The following is a 19,813-nucleotide window of genomic DNA, read 5'->3' on the forward strand; positions in this document are numbered from 1 at the left end:
AAAATAAACTCATCATTTGCGACAACGGCAGTTGAATTCGCGTTTACAAGAAAGGGTGATGGAATGGCTTTATTTTCTTCCATATTCATTTTGCTTGCTTTGATCGGGCTGTCCAACATCATCAATCGGCATCTTCCCGTTGTTCCCGTACCGCTTATCCAAATTGCGCTTGGCATTGCGATTACCCTTATTCCGTCTGGCGTCCATCTGGCGCTGGAGCCTGAGCTATTTTTTATATTATTCGTAGCACCGCTATTGTATAACGATGGCAAGCATACGCCGCGCAATGAATTATGGAGGCTTCGCGCCCCGATTTTCCTGCTCGCAGTCGGCCTTGTGTTCGTCACCGTGTTTCTTATCGGCTATGCGATCCATTTTATGATTCCATCCATTCCGCTGCCGGCAGCGTTCGGGCTTGCTGCCCTGCTCTCGCCTACCGATGCCGTAGCGGTCAATGCTTTAGCAGGGCGGGTTCATCTGCCCAAGAGCCTGCGGCATTTGCTGGAGGGGGAAGCGTTGATGAATGACGCCTCCGGACTCGTGGCCTTTAAATTTGCGATGGCGGCTGCGCTAACCGGCACTTTCTCCTTGACGAAAGCAAGCATCAGCTTTGTCGTAATTGCGACTGGAGGCCTTGCGGTCGGCTGCGTGCTGGCCTTCCTGATTACAGGACTTCGCGCTGTTTTGCGCAGGTCTGGTCTGGAAGATCCAACGCTGCATATGCTTATTCATATGCTCACGCCATTTGCCCTTTATTTGACCGGCGAGCATCTTGGGGTATCCGGTATTTTGGCGGCAGTAGCCGGAGGCGTCGTCCATGCTGTTGAACGCGATGAATACGATAAGGCGCGGGCCCGGAACGATGAGGTGCCTGACCATACATGGGCGGTTATTTTGTACATATTGAATGGGCTCGTTTTTGTCATTTTGGGACTGCAAATACCTGTCGTCTTCAGCACCGTTTTCGATAATCCTGCGATTAACTCGCTTCAGGTAACGGGTTATGCATGCTTCATTTTCGTTCTGCTGCTGCTTCTGCGGTTTTTGTGGACGTACGCTTTTTCAAGAGGGGGCCGCCTATTCGGCTCTGAGCAGCAGCGTGAGAAGCTGCCGTTCAAAATATTAGCCATGACCTCGCTTTCTGGCGTACGCGGCGCCATTACGCTTGCTGGCGCCTTCTCCATTCCGCTGTTCCTAGCCGATGGGAATCCGTTTCCAGAGCGGAATGTCATCATTTTTCTCGCGACTGCGGTTATTCTGTTATCGCTGCTTGTCGCGAGCACCGTACTTCCGCTTCTGGCAAGCAGCAGCGATACGGGCAATGAATCAAAACGGACGGAGAAAGAGCGCCAAGGGCAGCTCAAGATAATGAATGCGGCCATTGAAGCCATCCACCAAGCGGCGAGCAAGGAAAATGAAGCGGAAACGGCTGCCGTCCTTGCCGAATATGAGCGTTGGTTCCGCATGCTGGAGCTTCAGAAGCCCAAGCTGACAACGAAACAAGCGGATGAGGGGATTATTGATCTACGATTTGAAGCGTTCCGCATGGAGCGGGAGGCCGCCCTCCGCATGCTGGCACGGAATGAAATCAGCGAGCCGCAGTTCGAACTGTTCAAGCAAAGCCTGGAGCAGCTTGAGCAGATGCTGGCAGGGCGTCGAGGCTTTTGGCCGATTATTATGAAAAAGCTGATGAAGCTCCTGCTGGAGATGCTATCCCTCAAAAAAACCAAATCGCCTGTTAAGCTGGGGCAAGCCGATCGCGAGGCGCTGAGAAGAATGAAGTTGCGAGCCTGCAATGCAGTGATCGACTCCTTTGATCAACGGCTGGACGAGCCCGGTTCGGAGGAACGAAGCGAGTTGATCAGCCATTATCATTTTATAAAGGAAAAGCTTCAACAACCGATATCGCCGAAAAAGAATGGAGGCGACGCCGACGTGCAGCGCGATTTGCATTGGGTTGCCATTCAGGCGGAGCGAGTCGAGGTGCAAAGCTTGTATGAGCGCGGCGAAATCAATCGGGACATTGCCAATAAGCTGAGGCAGTTTATCCGCAACCGCGAGGCGTCTATTTTGGAGCAAGGGTAACAAGTCGGCAGGGCGGGCTTATTTCACATGCGTGAGCTTGGCATCTGCCCCTATTTTCTGGTATTGTTTAAGCCATACGATGTCTCTTTGAGCTTCTGATATTTCGATCAAGTGAGTGAGGGTGTTAACGTATGGCGCTGCTGCAAAATTGGATTGAACAACTAAAGCATATGGATCTGGAGCATCTGCAGCGCACGCTGGAAAGCTATCGGGAATTCGGCCCGCTGCTTGGCATCCTTTTGCCTTTGCTGGAAGCATTTCTTCCCTTTCTCCCTCTGCTGGCGATTGTGGCGGCGAATGCGAATATTTTCGGCTTGTGGTTCGGCTTTCTGTTTTCCTGGATCGGCGTTTCTGCTGGGGCCATCGGCGTCTTCTGGGCCGTGCGCAAGCTTGGGAAAAATGTAAAAGCCAAGGTCGAGCGGCGCTTCCCGAAATCCGGGCGGTTCTTCGAATGGATTGAGCATCGTGGCTTTACGCCGCTGTTCCTGCTCGCCTGCTTTCCATTCTCGCCGTCCTCGCTCATTAACATTGTGTCGGGCTTAAGCGCCGTGCCATTCCGCACCTTCATCATCGCAACTGTTCTCGGCAAGGCGGTCATGATTTTATGCGTGTCGCTGCTCAGCTTTGATATTGGAAATTTCGCGCATGAGCCCTGGCGCATCGTCGTTGCGTGCATCGTCATCGTTCTGATGTGGTTCGGTGGCAAGCGGCTGGAAAAACGTTATATCCATTAGCACTCATACATATTCCCTTTTGAGGCATGCTATAGCAGAATGACCCGCCGTCATGTTGGACGGACTATGCACGCCAGGAAAGGGAGATACGATGAACGAACAGCAGTTGGACCAGGAGCAGCAGCATCAATACAACGAGATGAAGCCGATGTCGGGCGAGCCTGTAGAAGTGGCGGGTGTATACCGCAACGAGTGGAATCGTGAAGAGAAACTGGAGCGCGGCGAGGTGTTTCCAGCCGATCCCCAGATGGGAACGGCAACTTGGCGGCTGGTGGAGCTGGACTTCGACAACCATCATGAAGGGCGGACCGATCCGCGCCTCATCCCCAAAGACGATGACAACGATCCCGAAGCCCATATGCAGCATCCAAGACGCCATAAGGGCAGCAATAAGACGCAATAGCGTGCAGATTGACTTGCGAACAGCTAGGTGAAAAATAATAAAGCATAAGAAACCGCCTCTTCGTCAAATGAACGATCATTTGAAAAGAGACGGTTTTTTTGCACCAGTCTTCCTACATCTGCATGTTATTCCTGTGCGCTAACCTTTGCCTCTCTGCCACTCGAATTCGTCTCCGCCTTCCATTCCTCAGGCGACATGCCGCGCTGCTGGACCTGATCTACCAGTTTCTCCAGCCTCCGCAGATGATAGGCATATTCGAAAATAGCCGACGCGACGAACACAAGTCGCTTATGCTCGTCCCGCCCCTCCCGGAAATAATCCGTCAGGTCGGTAATCAAGCGGGCTTCACGTTCTTCCTCTGGCTCGAAGCTCAGGTTCGGCTTCATCTTGCCTTCTATTTTCAGCAAAATCGATTCGTGGTATTTGGTCAGCTCCTCAATCTGGTGATCGAAGCGCTGCGCCCATTTCCCGGCACCGGCGGCGGCAAAATAATGCTCCTCCACAACCTCAAGCAGATCAACGCCCTTTTGCAGCGCCTTGATCGTCTGCTTGGAGACGAGCAGCTGCCTGGCATGGCTTTTTTTCGTTTGGGCGAGTACTTTGCGCTCTTCCTCAAACAACGTGTAGCGATCCTCCAGCTTGCGCACCGTCACATGCAAGGTCTCCTTCTCCTGCCGAAACACGCTTTCCTTCATTTCGTTGGAAACGGCGGTTCGCAGCAGCAAAGACATTTGCCCGTAGGCGAGATGCACCTGTTCTGTAAATTGCTTGCGCGGGCGTGGAGGAAATACGAGAACATTGATCGTAAAAGCAGCCCCCATACCGGTAAGCACCATTAAAAATCGTTGCAGCGCCACATCTAATCCTTGTCCATGCGCTTCCATAATAGCAATAACCATGACGAGGGTCACTCCGATGGTCGCTTCCATTTTCAGCCGAATACAAATGAGGATAACGGCGATACAGACGAGGCCCACCGCAATCGGCGTATGTCCGAATACCTTCATCGCAGCAAGCGCAATACCTGCGCCAAGCAGGTTGGTCTGAACTTGATCGAGAATTTGCTGCCAGGAACGGTAGATGGAAGGCTGAATCGTCAATATGGCGGCGACTGCCGTAATGAGGCTGGACGGGAAGCCGAAAAACTGGCTAAGAAAAATCGCCAGCGCAACGGACAATCCGGTCTTCAGCACGCGGGCTCCAATATTCATTTGCTGCGCGCCTCCTCCAGCTTCAGCTCCGTCTCCGCTGCCTGCACGCCATTCACCCATAGCGTAATGCGGTGAAGTCCCGGGTAATGCTTGCGCGTCGTCAAGTCGGCGAAGCGGTGCACACGCGACAGCGTGACTTCCGCTCCTCCCCCATACTCGCGGTCAGACAGCAAGAAACGCTTCTGCGAAGGCTTGCCCGAGGCTTTAATAAAATCAATGCCGTATTCGATTCGCAGCTTGAGCGCGTCTCCATCCCGCAGCTTCATCACGCAGCTAAACCGTGCTTCGTCGCCAATATGCAGGGCCTCAGGTACTGCCCGAAGCTCGGCATGCACCGTCAATGAAGCGCCGCTCTCTCCGTTCTCGCCTGCTTCGCTTTCTCCGGCAGCATAGCCGAACAGCTCCATCAGCGCCGGGTTTGCCTGCTTCACCAGCGTGCGGCAGCCGCGCCTAATAATCCAGTCTGTCAGCGGATTATCGCCAGACCACTGTTGGGCAAGCGACACGACCACATTGGGATGGTCTTTGGCGATGTCATTGAGATTGTTCGCTACGCTTTTGCGGACATACAGTGAAGGATCGGCTTTCAGCTTGTCCAGCAGCGGAAGGATCGGCTGTGGATCGCGCTTGAACATCGGCAGCGCCTGTGCCCAAGGCAGTCGCGGGCGCGTCCCTTCGCTCGCCAGCCGGCGTACATGCTCATCCTCATCATCCGCCCACACCAGCATTTGCCGCATCATGCGCTCCGGCTCCGCAAGCAGAAATGGACGTACCGCAAACTCCCCCGTTGAATAACGGGTGAACCGCGCAAGCGCCTTCATCGAGCGGTCAAAATGCTCCGGTGCCATTCCGTATACTTCCACAAAATCCGGGAAGAAAATATAAGGCAAACCGCGGCACTGCGAGTCAATTTGCATCAGCACATCAAGCGCGGCCTCGTAATCGCTTGGCAGGAATACGCCGAGCGCTTCGGTAATCCGGCGCGAGCGCGCTTTGAGCGCCAGCTCCTCCCATTCTCCAGCCCTTACTGCCGCCGCAAAGCCTGCCAAGTCAAAAGTTGGCAAAGCTGTGCGGACAAGCACTCCGAAATTTTCTATGAATAAGCCGTCGTATAAGGCTTTTAGCGGTTCTGCCATTGTAAGCTCCTCCAGTATAATCATTCATGCTCCATCTATTATGCCATAACCCGGAACCGGAAGTAATAGCAACAAATTAAACCGCCTTGCCTTTCTCTATATTGAAAAACAGCCTGCCTGCCGCGTCTAAAACACGCGGCAGGCAGGCTGATGCCATTCGGTTCGGCGCTTCTAGGTTAAGCGTGCCGGGCGATTATTTTTTCGAGCTGGCTCGCAATCGCTTGCGTGCCGGCTTGCAGATGCTCCTGTGTAAAAGTGACTCGGACGAACGTTTCATCCGTATTCATCGCTTCAGCGAAGAAGCCGCCCAGACCGCGAGCTTTGCGGTCGATTTGCAGCAGCAGCTCTACCTGCTGAGCATCCGGATAAAGAATAACCTCCAGCTCATCAAGCTTGCCGCGGAACTGCCCTGCGGTCGGTACAAATTCCAGCTCCTGCACGAAAGGCAGCGAGCGTCCCAGACGCGAAGCGTACTCACAATCCGCTTCACGCAGACGGAAGCCTAACTGCTGGACCGCTTCCAGCACCATGCCCATTGCTGCATTCGGCACGACCTCAATGCGATCGTTATCACCGGGATCGATGGCGCCGCGAATGTCCAGCTCGGTTTTCACCCATATTGGCGTTTTCCCTAATGTGAGCGGAGTTTGGAAAGGCAATTGAAAGGAAAATGGCACTTCGCGATTTTCCCCGGCTTTCAGCTCAAACGGCTGGCTGACCGGATATTTTCCAATGACGCAGTTATGCCTATGCTTCTGGTCATTGCTCTCTCGCATGTATTCGGTCATTACGGACAGCTCGATCTTCTCAATGCGCTGCTCCACGCTGCCACCGCGAATTTGCACAACGCCGCGCACTTCTTCACCTGGCGAATAACGGGACTTTTCCAGCAAAGTATCAATTTTTGCCGAACCAATGCCAATACTTGCTAATAACCGATTAAACATAAGGACACCTCACCGATTAATTTTTTTTGTCGCTATTCGGTTGTACGTCGAGCATTCTCCTTGCGTTGCAAAAATTGTGCTAATTCTTATTTATGCATTTTCTTCCGGGTCCTTGCGGTAAGGAAGCTGAATAATAAAAGTCGTTCCTTGCCCCATAATGCTGTCCGCCTTGATGCTGCCAAGATGGTTGTCGACGATTTTGTAAGTGACCATGAGGCCCAGCCCCGTCCCTCTGTCCTTCGTTGTATAAAAGGGCTGGCCGATCTTGGACAGCTGCTCCTTCGCAATGCCCGGGCCCTCATCCTGAATGCGGATGACGATTTGCGCCTTCTGCGCAAGCTCAAGCGAAATGCGAATGAGGCCGCCGCTTGCCATCGCCTCGATCGCATTTTTGATGACATTGATAAACACCTGCTTGATTTGATTTTCCACGCCGAAGACGTAAAGCGGCTCCGCAGCCATCATAAGCCGAATCTCAATATTGTGCATAATGGCCTGCGTCTCCAGCAGCGTCACGGATTCCTCCATAATCTGGCGCACATCCCTGTAGCACAGCTGATAAACCTGCGGCTTGGACAGCATCAGCAGCTCGCTCACGATAGATTCAATCCGTATCAGCTCGGACTTCATAATGTCATAATAATTATGGTTGCTGCGCCCAGAGGCAATGAGCTGGAGAAATCCTTTCAACGAAGTGAGCGGGTTTCGTATTTCATGGGCAATTCCCGCAGCCAGTTGGCCTGCGATGTACAGCTTTTCAGAATTGATCAGCAGCTCCTCATTTTTTTTGCGCTCCGAAATATCGCGGATAATGACTTGATAAGCGAGGCTGCCCGTATGGCTTGTGCTCGTTCGAACTAATTCCGTATGCAGCAGCTTGCCACCCACCGTTCTCCAGTCCAGCTCGACAGGCTTTTGGCGCAGCAAATCCTCGTTCTCCTCCTCGCCAAGCAATTGGCGAATTTCCTCATGGTGCTTCTCATGAAGAAAATCGTAGATCGATTCGCCGATCATTTCATGCTCGCTATCTGCTTCAAACATCCGCAGACCGGCAGGATTGAAATATTGCCATTTTCCAGCTTTGATAATCGCAATCGTATCCAGGGAATTTTCAACCAGCAGCTTGTAATTGGCATCGACCATGCTGTATTTGCGGCTGAACATCCAGGTGGACAAGCAGAAGCTGAATATGAGCATCGTTGCAATGCCCAGCAGAAACGACATGAGCATCATCGAGTCGTTCATGCTGTCGGTCGTATAGACGTTCAAATACTCCACCTTCATCGCCTGCATGCCAATCGTGTGCATAATAATCATCGACAGCCCGAGAATAAGGCTGCTGAACAGCTTGCCATCCTTCCCTCTGTTTTCATACAAATTAAAGGCGACCAGCGCTCCGAGAAAAGCAGCCATGATCGACACAATGAACAAATAACAATCCAGCTCATAGCCTTTCACCTGACTTCCCAGCAGGTTTAAATAGTGCAGCATCGTTGAGCCAACAGCGAGCAGCAGGCTGCTTAATACCTTCCTTATCAACCCGGGCCAGACACATACGTATACCGATATCGAAGCATAGGTAAGAGCCATGCAGCACAACAAGGTGTAGAGCATAGTCCAATCCAAAACTAATGGATAAGTCGATCCGAATATGGCTAGCACATACATCGCCCAAACCCCTAGCCCAAATACGAAAGAGCTGCCAAGCTTGCGGCTAAATGCTACTATTTTGTTGCCTGATGGTGGGTGGCCAATCATGCTGAACAGCGTAAAACAAGCAAAGCAAACAATCATAAATGAAAACAGTGTAAAAAAGGGATTCCCTATAACGAATTGGTGATTCATAAAACTCCTCAAATATCCATTAATTTACTCACAATACTGAAATTCGACAATATCCAATAAAATCCTCTCTTTTTACATATCTTTTTTCACAAAAAAAGCAGAAAATGATGCAAAATGACGAATAAGTGTCGCTCCTAGACTAGGATTCCATTACCATTACACCATTACCATTTTCATAAATGCACGTCGTGCCGAAGCTAATTCCTGTATTCAAAATGGCATGGAAAATTGTTATTTTATGTAATTTTAGGATTATCTTTTTATGCCGCTGCTTTAGGAATGGTGTTTCTGGCTTGTTTTATATACAATAAAGAACAATCAGGGCTTTTGCATGGCTGCGTTTGTTGCGCTCGCTTATGCGATTTTTCCGGGCAAGCTTATTTTATAAAGGAGAGATTATGATGAAAATTGTACAGGAATTTAAGGAATTTGCGATTAAAGGAAACGTCATCGACCTGGCAGTCGGTGTCATTATTGGCGGAGCCTTCGGCAAAATTGTCACCTCGCTTGTGAACGACATCATTATGCCGCCGGTTGGACGGGTTTTGGGCGGCGTCAATTTTAAGGACTTATTCATTAACCTCAATCCTGCCCGTACGGAGGAATTGGCGGCACTCGGGACGACGATCCGCTCGCTAGACGATGCAGCCAAAAACGGCATTGCCGTTATCGCCTACGGTCAATTTATTAATGTGATGCTGGATTTCTTCATCGTAGCCGCGTGTATTTTCTTCCTCGTTAAAGGCATTAATATGCTGCGCCGCAGCAAAACCGAAGAGGCTCCTGCCGAAGCTGCTCCTACGGAAAAAGACTGCCCTTACTGCTTGTCCAGCATTCCGCTGAAAGCGACTCGCTGCAAGCACTGCACGTCCCAGCTCGAAGCGCTTGACACTGGACGCTCTCACTAGAGCTGCAGGCTCTTCCATCTATTAGAAAAGGAGCTTGCTTGCATGGCTGAGGAATATTTCGATATTTATGATGAGCACTTGAATCCGCTTGGCACAGCCACACGTTCGGAGACGCATGCCAAGGGCTATTGGCATCGTACCTTTCACTGCTGGCTAACGCGCAAGGAAGCAGACCGCCGCTATGTCCGCTTTCAGCTTCGGCAGAGCGGCAAGGATACTTATCCGAACTGCTATGACATTACCGTTGCCGGCCATCTTTCCGCAGGGGAGACGATGCGTGACGCCGCCCGCGAGCTGAAGGAGGAGATTGGCGTGTCCGCCAGTTTTGACGAGCTGATCCCGCTTGGACAGCTGCGCGAGGATTGCTCAGGAGCAGCCGGCGGCGTCGCTTTCATCGACCGCGAGGTCAGCGATGTGTTCGGACTCGTATGCTCCTTGCCGCTGATGGAATTACAGCTGCAAGCCGAAGAGGTAGCCGGCGTATACGAAGCCGACTTGGAAGAGCTGCTCCAGCTGTTCGAGGACGAACTTTCCGAGCTGACGGCAGCAGGGGTGGCCGTAGACCAAGGCGGCGGGCAGATCGCTTCCGCAAAGCTTGTGCGGGCTGAGCAGTTCGTGCCGCGCGAAGCGGGATATTACGCAAGCGTAATGCGCGCTTTGCGCGATTGCACGTAGCTGCTGAGGCAGTCCCGCCAGTGGAACGCTGCTGAAGCACGGAGAGGCCTAGGCTATCGTTTTTGCCTCTCGCGTTGGCGCGTTGGCCCCAAGCATTTTCCCAGTTGCGATACCACTGGTCGATCAGCCCGTGAATTTGATAAAACGTCGTATGGCGCGGCGCCAAGTCGAAATCATTGATTTCCGGCTCGTTCATCAGCTGGGCCGAAATCATATGCATACAGCCATGAATGCCGCTGGATTCGATATAGCTGCCCAGCTCATCCAGCGTAGCAAAGGAGCGCGGATTATTTCGGATGCGATTTTCCGCAGCCGGATTATAGCAAGGAGCGCGGCGTATGGCTTCCGGGATTTCCGGCCACGGCGCAATCAGCCTGCTGTCATAGCCTTGGCTGTTATACCAGCTGTACACGCGGTTAATGTAGTCGCGGTGAAAACGCATAAACTGATCACCGAACCCGCGAGGCGGGATGGTGCCGGGCGTTACATGATGCGTATGGTGCCATACGGCATGCTCCTGCAGCAGCGGTGCGGGGAAATTCGGGATTAGTGGCATCGTTCGTCCCCTCCATATATGTTCGTTGTCCATGCTTGTTTTGTCGGCCTGACCTTGCTGTCCTATCGTATGCCGATTCGCGCGGCACGGTGACAGGTGCGAACTTTGCGCGTTACAATAGATCTAATAAGCAAATAAGGATTTAAACGATAGATTACAAAAAGGACCGCCAAGTCTCCGAAGGGGCTTGGCGGTCCTTGCTTATTGTGGCGTCTACGTGCTACGTGCGACTAGTAGCGGTTGCGGTTTTCTCTTCTTATACAAATGTCGAACGAGATCGCAACTTCGCGGTCTCTGCCGAACAAGCAGCAGATTCTAACGCAATCGGAACGATCTGTGCAGAAGAAGTGAACGACTCTGCATTCGCAGCCGATAATGTTCTGAACCGCTCGAGCATCGTGACAACGGATCGCTCTGACCAGCTTCTCGGCAACCTCTTCATTTTCCAGTCTCTTGAAAATTTTGCTTAATTCTTTTCCTGCATCCTGTACCCCTTCAACTGCCGGGTCTCTGCGACGACAACCATTGCTTCTGGGATCATTTGCTGACTCTTGGCGTTGACAGGAACAAGAAGAAATACGAGCCCGTTTCGATTGGAGCGACGCTGATTTAATGTTTTTCACCTGGAACTTCGATTTAACTGACATTATAAATGCCACCTCTCTCATGGTTTCTGCTATATCTTATTCAAATAGAGTAGAGAGGTATGGACATGTATGCCCTGACAAGCGCATATTCGCTATTCCTTAATTTCCGTATAGGCAAGCGTTTAGCGGGGCATATTAAAGGCATCACTGGAAATGGAGGAAAACTTGTGTTTATTCAAAAAACGATCTGCATCACTACGCTCTGCCTAGCGCTAGGAGGCGCTTCCCTCCCTATGGCACATGCCACTGGAAAACCGGCTCCAACTGCGGAGTTCAAGCTTGACCTCATCAATAGCAAAGGAGCCGTCATCGGCAAAGCAAGCCTGCAGGAGCAAGCTGACGGTGTACATATTCACCTCGCGGCGGAGCAGCTCGCACCCGGCATGCATGGCATCCATTTTCACGAAACCGGAAAATGCGAAGCTCCAGAATTTACGACCGCAGGCGCGCACTTCAATCCGCTAAGCAAGCAGCACGGGTTCAGCAATCCCAAAGGCTTCCACTCTGGCGATTTGCCGAATATTCAAGTTGACGCTTCTGGGAAAATAGAAGCCGAGATCATTTCGAAAAATGTCACGCTCGCTAAAGACGCCCCTAACTCGCTCATTAAATCAGGCGGCGCTGCTCTGATTATTCACGAGAAGGCAGATGATTACGTCACCGATCCATCCGGCAACTCTGGCGCACGCATCGCCTGTGGCGTCATTAAATAGCGGTAAAAATAGCATCATACCCGCCTCCTCCGCATATAGCTTAATTTAGGATGAGACTCCCGCTGGCTGCGGGGATAAAGGGGCGATGTTCATATGACAGAGCAATCAAAGACAGTGGAGCAAGCAGCAGCCGTGTTGTATCAGGCAGAGCCTGCGCACACGGCTATGGTTCAACAGGTGCAGGAGCAGATTCACCGTTTGTGCCACGGACATATGCACCGGCCTGTGCGTGTGCATACGATAGATGGTCATGTGTATGAGGGCTATATTGCACATGTTGACCGCTGCCTGCTGTATTTGCACTGTACCGTGCAGGACCCGCGTGCCTTCATTCCTCCACAAAATGCGATTCTTCCGCTCGTTCTCTACGAGCTGCTTGTCATTACTCTGCTTTACACGTAAAATGCTGTTCTTCTCCCGTTCATAACCCCATGCTATAATAGTCACAACTTGGGGGGATGAAAATGCAAATTATCGCAATGGTTACGATGCTGCTTGATCATATTGGATTGATCTGGTTTCCCAAGGATGAAACATGGCGAATCATTGGCAGGCTTGCGATGCCGCTTTATGCTTATGCGCTCGTCATTGGGTATTTCCGTACCAAAAATTTAAATCAATACTTGTGGCGTATGACCGCCATTGCTGCTTTGTCGCAAATCCCTTATTCCCTCGCCTTCGGCACTTGGGAAATCAACACGGTGGGCACTCTGCTTGCCTGTCTCGTCTCCTTAAAGCTTCTAGACCAATTGAGGTCGAGCCCCGCGCTCCAAGTTTCGCTGGGCGCCTTCCTGCTGCTGCTGCTTGAAGTCATTCCATGCAGCTACGGCGCTTATTTGCTCATTCTCGTCCTCATCTATCGCTATGTCCCGAAACACGGTATGGCCCCGGCTCACCTGCTGCTCAACATCTTTTATTTATTCTACATGGGCTGGAGCATTCAGATGTTCAGCGTTGTAGCAACCTTGCTGCTTGTATACTCGCCAAGCATGCTGCAAGCAGCTGATACGATCAAGATTCCTCGCAGCCTTTGGCGCAGTTTTTACCCGTTGCATCTTGCCATTATTGCAGCACTACAGTATGTAATCCTAGCTGGAAAGTAGTAGTTTTCCAGCTCACACGATATGTTAGAAATATATAAGCAAATTAAACAATATTCTTACGGCTGTTTCATAAGCGGCTAAAACGTTTAGGATAGAATAGGAAAAAACGATCGGAGGTGGACAAGGTCATGATGAAAATCATTACCTTCAAAAGTCGTTCTGTACCTGTTTATTATACTAACGAGCAAGCCGCGTCAGTTGAGCAGCTTCATCATAAACTGCGTGAAATGGAACTCAATTTCGACTTTCGAAAAAAATGGAAACGGATCTCTAAAGTTGAAGTCGTACGTGAGGTTGCTATTTTTCAATACAGCGATGGCACTAAACTTTATCTGGAAGTTAGCTAAACACCCTCTGGCCCCCACGAGCTTTAAAGGAAAACCATCCCCAACCTAAACAAGCGTAAACGAATTCTTCGCTTTTAAGCGGTAAAATCGCTACGCGATATAACCGCTGCATATACGGTTCGCATCACTCATATATTCCTATATTTCAGAAAAGCCTCCTATCGCTGCGACAGTGAATTTGGAGGCTTTGTTGCATTTAATAACATGATCTTCATGCTAGCAAAAAAAGAGCCTGCCCTATCGCTCTCGCTTGGGCAAACTCTATAACTGAAGCCTATGCGCCTGTTCGTTCAGGCTTGCGAATCATCGATAAATCAAGCATATCTGGCTGTGCAGGCTGGCCCAGCAAGTACCCCTGCATGTAATCACAGCCCCAGCCTCGCAGCAGCTCGTACTGCTTCACATATTCCACTCCTTCGGCAATGACGCTAATGCCCAGCTTATGCAAGAGCCCAATCATCGCCTCCACGATATGATGTTCAACGCCTTCCTTATCTATCTCTCTAACAAAGGACCGATCCAGCTTTAAGGCATGAATCGGCAGCTGCTGCAAATTGGCCAGCGACGAATGCATGGAACCGAAATCATCCAGCGCAATAAGCACACCGCTCGCATGCAGTCTAGTCAAGGCTTTAATGGATCGCTCGCAATTTGCATAATTATAGCCCTCTTTGATTTCCAGCTGCAAACAATGTGGCGGTATTTCTGTTTCCTCCAGCGTATTCAGCACCATGTCAGCATAGGCCAAGTCTGCAAGCTCTGTAGGCGAAATATTGACGGACATAACCAGTGCAGCATGGTCCGGCAGGCTGGACAGCATGCGGCAGGCCTGCTTGATGACCCAGGCGCCAATTGGCACAATCATGCCGTTTTTCTCTGCAAATGGAATAAATTCAGACGGCTGCACGTTGCCAAGCTGCGGATGATTCCAGCGCAGCAGCACTTCGAAGCCCCGAAGCTTGCCATTGTCCACTTGATATATGGGCTGGTAGTTTAAGTGGAACTGCCCTTTGTACAGCGCCGTTCGAATGGCAGCCTCCAGCTCCAAATGCCGATGGATTTGCTCTGTTGCTTTTGGCGAATAATAGGAAATCTGGCCTTCTCCTTTTAAAATGCCGCTATACAATGCCGTTTCCGCATGACAAATGAGCTGTTCGCTTGTCGCGCCATCCTGCGGGAACAGGCTCACGCCGATACTGGCGGTTAAGTGAAAGCGATCGGAGCCAAAGCCTACGGGATATTGCACCGTTCGTTTGAAACGTTCAAGCACGCCATACCCATCCGCTTGATTATCGCCGAGCACCGCTGCAACCAGAAAAGTACTGTCGTTCATTTGCCAAATAGCAGCCCGGTCTGCTCCTGCCGCCACCAGCCGCTCTTCAATCAGCTGCATCACCTCGCAGCCATAGTCCATCCCGCGAGCTTCGATGACGCGATAAAAATGGTCAAGCTGCATCAGTACCACAGCAAGCTTGTTGCCTGCATTTTGCACTTGCAGCAGCATTCGGCCTAGCTCTCGGCAGGCATTCAGCTTTGCAGGCAAAATTGCAATGACCTGTTCCCTCATATTTCCCATCCTTCGATCCAATAGTAAGTTAAGTCTATGTTCTCATACAATAATTAGGAAATTTCGGCAATTACCTTTAGATAGTTGTTAGAACTCATTTTTGATACAAAAAACCGTCTGGATCAGCCAGACGGTTCCTAAAAAAACATGCTATTATTTCTCCTGGCTGACTGAGGTATTCTGGGCTGTGTACTTGTAGCCGAAACCCCAAACGGTTCGGATAAGACGAGGTTCTTTTGGGTTTTGCTCGATTTTTTTCCGTAGATTCACAATGTGTACATCAATGGCACGGTCGGTGACAAAGGAATCAAAACCGCGAATGGCATTGATTAGCTCTTCCCTGCTGAATACCTTCCCAGGATATGCCAAAAACAGCTTCATAATTTCATATTCCGAAAACGTTGTTTCTACCAGCATCCCTCTGACAAGCAGCAATCTCCGTTCAAAATCAAGCTGGATCGGGTCCCGCTCCTCTTCGCCAGGCTCTTGCTCAGCCTCTGCTAAGGCCGGCTTAATATTAGCCCTTCGAATCAATGCCTCGACTCTGGCCGTCATCTCGTGCATGCTGAATGGCTTGCACATATAATCGTCTGCACCGGACTTCAACGCCAGCACACGTTCTGACACTTCATTTTTCATGGATAAAATCATAATAGGTACATTCGAACGCTCGCGAATCAATGCACATATCTCCATCCCATCCATATCCGGGAGCATAAGATCAAGCAAAACCAAATCAGGTTCGAATTCCGAAATAATACGCAAGCCGTCATTTGCCAATCCCGCTTGTTTGACAGAATAGCCTTCCTCTGACAAATACATAGACAGCATATCACTCATCATGACGTCATCTTCTATAACTATAACTTTATACATTGGCGTCACCCCTTATTGGGATTGAAGATTTCTGTCGAATTTAGTCTGTCCTCTTACTATACAATATAGCTGTGACAGACTACAATAATTTGTTAGAGAATTGTTAGGGGTTTTTGTCGAACTTTTGTCACTTGTTTTTTTGCAAGCATTTGAGCAAATGCATCAATTCTTCTTCCAGTTTTGTAAGCCTCTGAATCCATTCCTGCTCGTCTATGTCCTCCTGATTGAACAGAAGCTCCAGCTCTGTCGCCGCATTCGCCAATTGATAAGCTGACAAATGACTTGCTGCTCCTCTGAGGGTATGCACGAGACGCTTGGCGGTAACGAGATCATCCTCTTTCATAGAAGTGATTAATCTGTCGATAAATGAAGGATAATCGGCCTGAAATTGTTCTAACATATGCATCAATATCGGCAGCTTGCCATTCACCCGGGCAAGCGCCTCTGGCAAATCTACACCTGGAATGACGGGCAGCGAGGAATAGGCAGCCTGTTCATATTGCGGCTGCACATGCGGCTCGCCCTCCCATAATGTCGATACCGGCAGTACACCCGTCTGATTCAACCAGTGCGAGAGTACGGAATATAGAAAGCCAGCGCTAATCGGCTTCGTTATAATATCGTCCATTCCTAGCTGCCTGTACTGCTCATGATCGGCACGCAGCACATTGGCAGTAACCGCAATAATCGGCAGCCCGTCATATTTGGGGTTGGCCCGAATAAACCGCGTCGCCTCCATGCCGTCCATTTCCGGCATATGAATATCCATGAGAATGAGATGCCATTCCTCTTGCTCCAGCATGTGCAGCACCTCATGTCCATTTTCCGCAAGACCGACCTCGTAGCCCCGTTCTTTTAACATTTCCAAAGCGACGATTTGATTGATTTTATTATCCTCAGCAAGCAAAATTTTGGCATTGCGTTCTTCCCGCTGTTCAACCGCCACTTCGCTCATTGCACGGTTCCAAGGAGGAATGAAGGAACGCTCCGTCAAAACCCCTCTCAAGCCGTTAAGCATAGCTAACCGCGTAACCGGCTTTGTAAGCAGTGCAAGCGGCCGATCCTTTTCCGGCATTTGCAGCATTTCGTCCCGCCCGAATGAAGTGGTCAGCACAGCTGTTTTCACGCCAGCCGCCTCGGCCTCCTGATGGAAATCGAGCCAGGTTTCCGCGCCATACATATCTGGCATTTCCATATCGAGCAAAATCAGCTTCGGCATCGCTCCGGCACCGATACGGCGCAGCCGCTCCCGCGCCGACTTCCAAGAAGCGAAGGGAACCGGGGCCATTTCGAACGATTCCAGCCTTTCGCACCAATGATGGCGCATCATTTGGCTGTCCTCCACAATCCACACCGGCTGTCCAATCATCTCCTCGCCTAGCTCCATGCTGTAGGGCGGCTCTTCTTCAAGCATGGGGAACGTAATGACGAAGCTGAATTTACTGCCCCGTCCGGTCTTGCTTTCCGCGACGAGATTGCCGCCCATCAGCGTAACGAGCTTTTGGGAAATAACAAGGCCAAGTCCCGTACCCCCATACTTCCTCGTCGTTGATCCATCCGCTTGGCTGAATGGCTGGAACAGCCTGCCGAGCTGCTCCTCGCTCATGCCGATGCCTGTATCCTCAACGACAAAACGAAGCTGTACTTCCGCCTCGCGAAGCTCTACCACTTCTAAACGCAGGCTGACATGGCCTTTCTTCGTAAACTTAATCGCATTGATGCACAAATTCAGCAGCACCTGCTCCAGCCGCAGCAAATCTCCAAGCAGTGTGCTAGGCAAATTATAGGCAGTATGGATCAAAAATTCGAATTGCTCCTTGCCGCCCATAAAGACGCTGAGCTGATCCGCCACCCGGCCAAGCAGCTCCTCCGGATGGAAGGCGAGCAGTTCAACCTCAATCTTCTCCGCCTCTACTTTGGAGAAGTCGAGAATATCATTAATGATGCGCAGCAGAGACTCCGATGACGTGCTGATTTTGTCCACATAGTCTTTCTGGGAATAGGATAATCCCGTGCGCTTGAGCAGCTGTGTCAGCCCAATGATGCCGTTCAGCGGCGTACGAATTTCATGGCTCATGAGGGCAAGGAACCTGCCTTTGGCTGCATTTGCTTCCGCCGCCTCCTGCGATGCTTGGAGCAGCTCCTCCTGAATGATTTTTTGCTCCGATATGTCCCTCGCAATGCAGGAGAAATAATTCTCTCCCGTTCTGCGATTATGATGGGATACGAGCACGAGCGATACATGCTTCAATTGCTTACCCTTTGTCAAAACTTCGACGTTGCCTTCCCAATACCCATACTGCTTGGCCAGCTCTGAGCCATTCATGAGATAAAAGAACATTTCACTGCTTAGATGCCCGCTCAGCGAAGTAAGATCCATTTCACCCTCTTGGATTCCGAGCATTTCCTTGCCCGCCTGATTGATGTAGATCATTTCGCCCTGTGAATCGACAGAAGCGATTAAATCTTTGGCGGAGCCAACGATATCAAGCAGCCGATTGCGCGATTTTTCCACTTGCAGCTTATCCGTTATATCCAAAACCATACCGACAGCTCCGGTAAATTTTCCATTTGCATCCCGCAGGCCATTCGTGCTGAGCAGGACGGGAATGCGTTTGCCATTTTTCGCAATATAGGTCCATTCCCGCTCGTAGGAAAACTGGTAATTTTGCAGCTCCTTGAGCACATCCAGTCCCGGTATCACCTCACGGCCCAATTTCTCCCCTAGCTCCTCTGCCGCTATGCGGATTTCCTCCGGGTCCATGAACAGCAGCGGCGTCGCATGCCCTGCCACTTCTTCTGTCTTATAGCCGATCATTTCCTCGGCTTTCTCATTGAGATATGTAATACGGTAATGCTCATCGAGGACGATAAAGGAATATTGATTTTGATTAATAATCGCTTCCAGCCGCTCAAACATTTCTCTTAAACGCACAACCATGCCGTTCACCGAACGCGACAGCTTGCCTACCTCGTCTCCTGGCATTTCTGACAGATGCTCTGCATCAAACTGGCCAGCGGCAGCCTGCTCGGTGACGATCAATATATTTTTCAACCGATTTACGATATTGGCAAAAAAGAGATAGCACAGCAGCACGATCACAAGCTCTGAGCCAACAAGCGTCAGCAGCGTGCTAAGCAGAACAGGCAGCGTCCCGATCTCCAAATCCGACATCGGCATTTCCAGCATAAAATGCCAAGCGGCAATACCATCCACCTTGGAGTGAAATACAGCGTATTCATTCATATTCGACGATAAAATTTCCATGCCGTCCTGATCGGACAGCAGCTTCTGATTCACCTGCATTTCCTGTAAAGCCCCGTTCATCATTGCAGTCTGCGGCAATACCCCATCATCCGAACAGAACAATACAACGCCTTCCTCGTTATATAGCCAGAAGGTGGCTGCATCCGGCTTGTCCATTTGCAAATAAGGAATAATCATATCCATATCAATGGCCGCATACACGATTCCTGTAATTTGATTTTCCTCATTGTAGACCGGAACGGCTATCACAAATTGTTCTTTAGGCGAAAAGCTGGTTTTGAAAGGATCGCTAATCAGCACCTTCCCTTTAATCGACGTCTGGAAGAAGGACTGCTCGCTCATATCAAACGGCGTGCCATCCGTACGAATGGCCAAACCGTCCTTGCCAACAAAGCCAAGAGAACGGAAGGAAAAGCCTGCCCGCACAAGCTCACGGTTGAAATAGCTGAGTTTCTCTTCGTCTTTTCCAAAACGTACGACATCGGTTCGGCTAATGACCAATACTTCCGCCCGCCTGATTGCAAGCCAAGCAGACAAATTATTCGCACTGCTGTTTAATTGGCTTAATGTTTTCTCTGTTGCGGAATCGATCATTCCCTGCCTTAAGCCCATATAGTTAATAATGCCGGCAAACAGCAGCGGAATGAAGGTAATTAATACAATAACCAGAAGTCCCTTGACCCTTAGAGACATGTTGCTCAAGCGGCTCACTTCCCATCCGACAAGGTTTGTCATTTGTCCCGTTTATTATACCGCCATAACGAAAGCGAGAGAAGCAAAAACGCCAAGGCG

General features: G+C 50.4%; 18 protein-coding genes. 10 read left to right on the top strand and 8 right to left on the bottom strand.

The window, feature by feature from the left end:
* The first annotated feature begins 63 nt into the window (after positions 1 to 63).
* The 3 genes from WH37_RS05190 (at position 64) to WH37_RS05200 (ending at position 3,222) form a co-directional block, all read left to right on the top strand.
* Positions 64 to 2,085 carry a Na+/H+ antiporter gene (locus WH37_RS05190; protein WP_046229508.1) on the top strand — a complete coding sequence of 674 codons (2,022 nt, stop codon included), beginning with the start codon at positions 64 to 66 and terminating at the stop codon, positions 2,083 to 2,085.
* Positions 2,086 to 2,216: 131 nt separating this feature from the next.
* A complete protein-coding gene (locus tag WH37_RS05195; RefSeq protein ID WP_046229509.1) occupies positions 2,217 to 2,819 on the top strand; it encodes a TVP38/TMEM64 family protein in 603 nt (200 codons plus the stop codon).
* Positions 2,820 to 2,910: 91 nt separating this feature from the next.
* A complete protein-coding gene (locus WH37_RS05200) occupies positions 2,911 to 3,222 on the top strand; it encodes a transposase (protein WP_143088661.1) in 312 nt (103 codons plus the stop codon).
* 125 nt (positions 3,223 to 3,347) lie between these two features.
* On the opposite strand, the gene WH37_RS05205 is transcribed toward WH37_RS05200, so the two are convergent.
* From WH37_RS05205 to WH37_RS33375, 4 genes are all read right to left on the bottom strand, one after another.
* A complete protein-coding gene (locus tag WH37_RS05205; protein ID WP_046229510.1) occupies positions 3,348 to 4,433 on the bottom strand; it encodes an FUSC family protein in 1,086 nt (361 codons plus the stop codon).
* Entirely contained in the window at positions 4,430 to 5,569 is a 1,140-nt protein-coding gene (locus tag WH37_RS05210; protein WP_046229511.1) for a DNA alkylation repair protein, read from the bottom strand. Before WH37_RS05210 ends, WH37_RS05205 begins: the two co-directional genes overlap by 4 nt.
* A 176-nt stretch (positions 5,570 to 5,745) precedes the next feature.
* Positions 5,746 to 6,516 carry a sporulation protein gene (locus WH37_RS05215; protein WP_046229512.1) on the bottom strand — a complete coding sequence of 257 codons (771 nt, stop codon included), beginning with the start codon at positions 6,514 to 6,516 and terminating at the stop codon, positions 5,746 to 5,748.
* A 90-nt stretch (positions 6,517 to 6,606) separates the two neighbouring features.
* Entirely contained in the window at positions 6,607 to 8,361 is a 1,755-nt protein-coding gene (locus WH37_RS33375; protein WP_052736819.1) for an ATP-binding protein, read from the bottom strand.
* 398 nt (positions 8,362 to 8,759) lie between these two features.
* Between WH37_RS33375 and mscL the strand changes: the two genes are divergently transcribed.
* The 3 genes from mscL to WH37_RS05235 all read left to right on the top strand — a co-directional run bounded on the left by mscL (position 8,760) and on the right by WH37_RS05235 (position 10,494).
* Positions 8,760 to 9,269, top strand: a complete 510-nt coding sequence (gene mscL / locus WH37_RS05225; protein WP_046229513.1) for a large conductance mechanosensitive channel protein MscL — start codon at positions 8,760 to 8,762, stop codon at positions 9,267 to 9,269.
* Positions 9,270 to 9,311: 42 nt separating this feature from the next.
* Entirely contained in the window at positions 9,312 to 9,944 is a 633-nt protein-coding gene (locus WH37_RS05230) for an NUDIX hydrolase (protein WP_046229514.1), read from the top strand.
* A gap of 130 nt (positions 9,945 to 10,074) precedes the next feature.
* Entirely contained in the window at positions 10,075 to 10,494 is a 420-nt protein-coding gene (locus WH37_RS05235; protein WP_156182229.1) for a hypothetical protein, read from the top strand.
* 236 nt (positions 10,495 to 10,730) lie between these two features.
* Here the strand turns inward: WH37_RS05235 and WH37_RS35370 are convergent, their stop codons facing one another.
* Positions 10,731 to 11,147 (bottom strand): hypothetical protein, encoded by a 417-nt coding sequence (locus tag WH37_RS35370; protein ID WP_156182231.1) that lies wholly within the window; start codon positions 11,145 to 11,147, stop codon positions 10,731 to 10,733.
* A 167-nt stretch (positions 11,148 to 11,314) separates the two neighbouring features.
* Here WH37_RS35370 and WH37_RS05245 point away from each other — a divergent pair, with 167 nt between their 5' ends.
* The 4 genes from WH37_RS05245 to WH37_RS05260 all read left to right on the top strand — a co-directional run bounded on the left by WH37_RS05245 (position 11,315) and on the right by WH37_RS05260 (position 13,310).
* Positions 11,315 to 11,860: a superoxide dismutase family protein gene (locus WH37_RS05245; RefSeq protein WP_052736825.1), complete on the top strand. Its 546-nt coding sequence runs from the start codon at positions 11,315 to 11,317 to the stop codon at positions 11,858 to 11,860.
* Positions 11,861 to 11,953: 93 nt separating this feature from the next.
* Complete coding sequence (locus WH37_RS05250) at positions 11,954 to 12,262, top strand: hypothetical protein (RefSeq protein ID WP_046229517.1); 309 nt, start codon at positions 11,954 to 11,956, stop codon at positions 12,260 to 12,262.
* A gap of 62 nt (positions 12,263 to 12,324) precedes the next feature.
* A complete protein-coding gene (locus WH37_RS05255) occupies positions 12,325 to 12,963 on the top strand; it encodes a TraX family protein (protein ID WP_046229518.1) in 639 nt (212 codons plus the stop codon).
* 128 nt (positions 12,964 to 13,091) lie between these two features.
* Positions 13,092 to 13,310: a hypothetical protein gene (locus WH37_RS05260; protein ID WP_046229519.1), complete on the top strand. Its 219-nt coding sequence runs from the start codon at positions 13,092 to 13,094 to the stop codon at positions 13,308 to 13,310.
* 274 nt (positions 13,311 to 13,584) lie between these two features.
* Here WH37_RS05260 and WH37_RS05265 read toward each other — a convergent pair whose 3' ends face one another.
* From WH37_RS05265 to WH37_RS33380, 3 genes are all read right to left on the bottom strand, one after another.
* On the bottom strand, positions 13,585 to 14,877 hold the full coding sequence (locus WH37_RS05265) for a putative bifunctional diguanylate cyclase/phosphodiesterase (protein ID WP_052736820.1): 1,293 nt from the start codon (positions 14,875 to 14,877) through the stop codon (positions 13,585 to 13,587).
* A 153-nt stretch (positions 14,878 to 15,030) separates the two neighbouring features.
* Positions 15,031 to 15,753, bottom strand: coding sequence for a response regulator transcription factor (locus WH37_RS05270; RefSeq protein ID WP_046229520.1), 723 nt, complete (start codon positions 15,751 to 15,753; stop codon positions 15,031 to 15,033).
* Between the two features lie 127 nt (positions 15,754 to 15,880).
* Positions 15,881 to 19,714 (bottom strand): response regulator, encoded by a 3,834-nt coding sequence (locus tag WH37_RS33380; protein ID WP_231594131.1) that lies wholly within the window; start codon positions 19,712 to 19,714, stop codon positions 15,881 to 15,883.
* Between the last annotated feature and the right edge of the window lie 99 nt (positions 19,715 to 19,813).

Source organism: Paenibacillus algorifonticola, assembly GCF_000971975.1.
Taxonomy (GTDB): Bacteria; Bacillota; Bacilli; order Paenibacillales; family Paenibacillaceae; genus Pristimantibacillus; species Pristimantibacillus algorifonticola.

Coding starts and splice junctions, on each gene's coding strand:
- WH37_RS05260 (WP_046229519.1), top strand. CDS start 13,092: ATGATGAAAATCATTACCTTCAAAAGTCGTTCTGTACCTGTTTATTAT.
- mscL (WP_046229513.1), top strand. CDS start 8,760: ATGATGAAAATTGTACAGGAATTTAAGGAATTTGCGATTAAAGGAAAC.
- WH37_RS05205 (WP_046229510.1), bottom strand. CDS start 4,433: ATGAATATTGGAGCCCGCGTGCTGAAGACCGGATTGTCCGTTGCGCTG.
- WH37_RS05210 (WP_046229511.1), bottom strand. CDS start 5,569: ATGGCAGAACCGCTAAAAGCCTTATACGACGGCTTATTCATAGAAAAT.
- WH37_RS05230 (WP_046229514.1), top strand. CDS start 9,312: ATGGCTGAGGAATATTTCGATATTTATGATGAGCACTTGAATCCGCTT.
- WH37_RS05190 (WP_046229508.1), top strand. CDS start 64: ATGGCTTTATTTTCTTCCATATTCATTTTGCTTGCTTTGATCGGGCTG.
- WH37_RS05255 (WP_046229518.1), top strand. CDS start 12,325: ATGCAAATTATCGCAATGGTTACGATGCTGCTTGATCATATTGGATTG.
- WH37_RS05200 (WP_143088661.1), top strand. CDS start 2,911: ATGAACGAACAGCAGTTGGACCAGGAGCAGCAGCATCAATACAACGAG.
- WH37_RS33375 (WP_052736819.1), bottom strand. CDS start 8,361: ATGAATCACCAATTCGTTATAGGGAATCCCTTTTTTACACTGTTTTCA.
- WH37_RS05215 (WP_046229512.1), bottom strand. CDS start 6,516: ATGTTTAATCGGTTATTAGCAAGTATTGGCATTGGTTCGGCAAAAATT.
- WH37_RS05270 (WP_046229520.1), bottom strand. CDS start 15,753: ATGTATAAAGTTATAGTTATAGAAGATGACGTCATGATGAGTGATATG.
- WH37_RS33380 (WP_231594131.1), bottom strand. CDS start 19,714: ATGTCTCTAAGGGTCAAGGGACTTCTGGTTATTGTATTAATTACCTTC.
- WH37_RS05195 (WP_046229509.1), top strand. CDS start 2,217: ATGGCGCTGCTGCAAAATTGGATTGAACAACTAAAGCATATGGATCTG.
- WH37_RS35370 (WP_156182231.1), bottom strand. CDS start 11,147: ATGTCAGTTAAATCGAAGTTCCAGGTGAAAAACATTAAATCAGCGTCG.
- WH37_RS05265 (WP_052736820.1), bottom strand. CDS start 14,877: ATGAGGGAACAGGTCATTGCAATTTTGCCTGCAAAGCTGAATGCCTGC.
- WH37_RS05250 (WP_046229517.1), top strand. CDS start 11,954: ATGACAGAGCAATCAAAGACAGTGGAGCAAGCAGCAGCCGTGTTGTAT.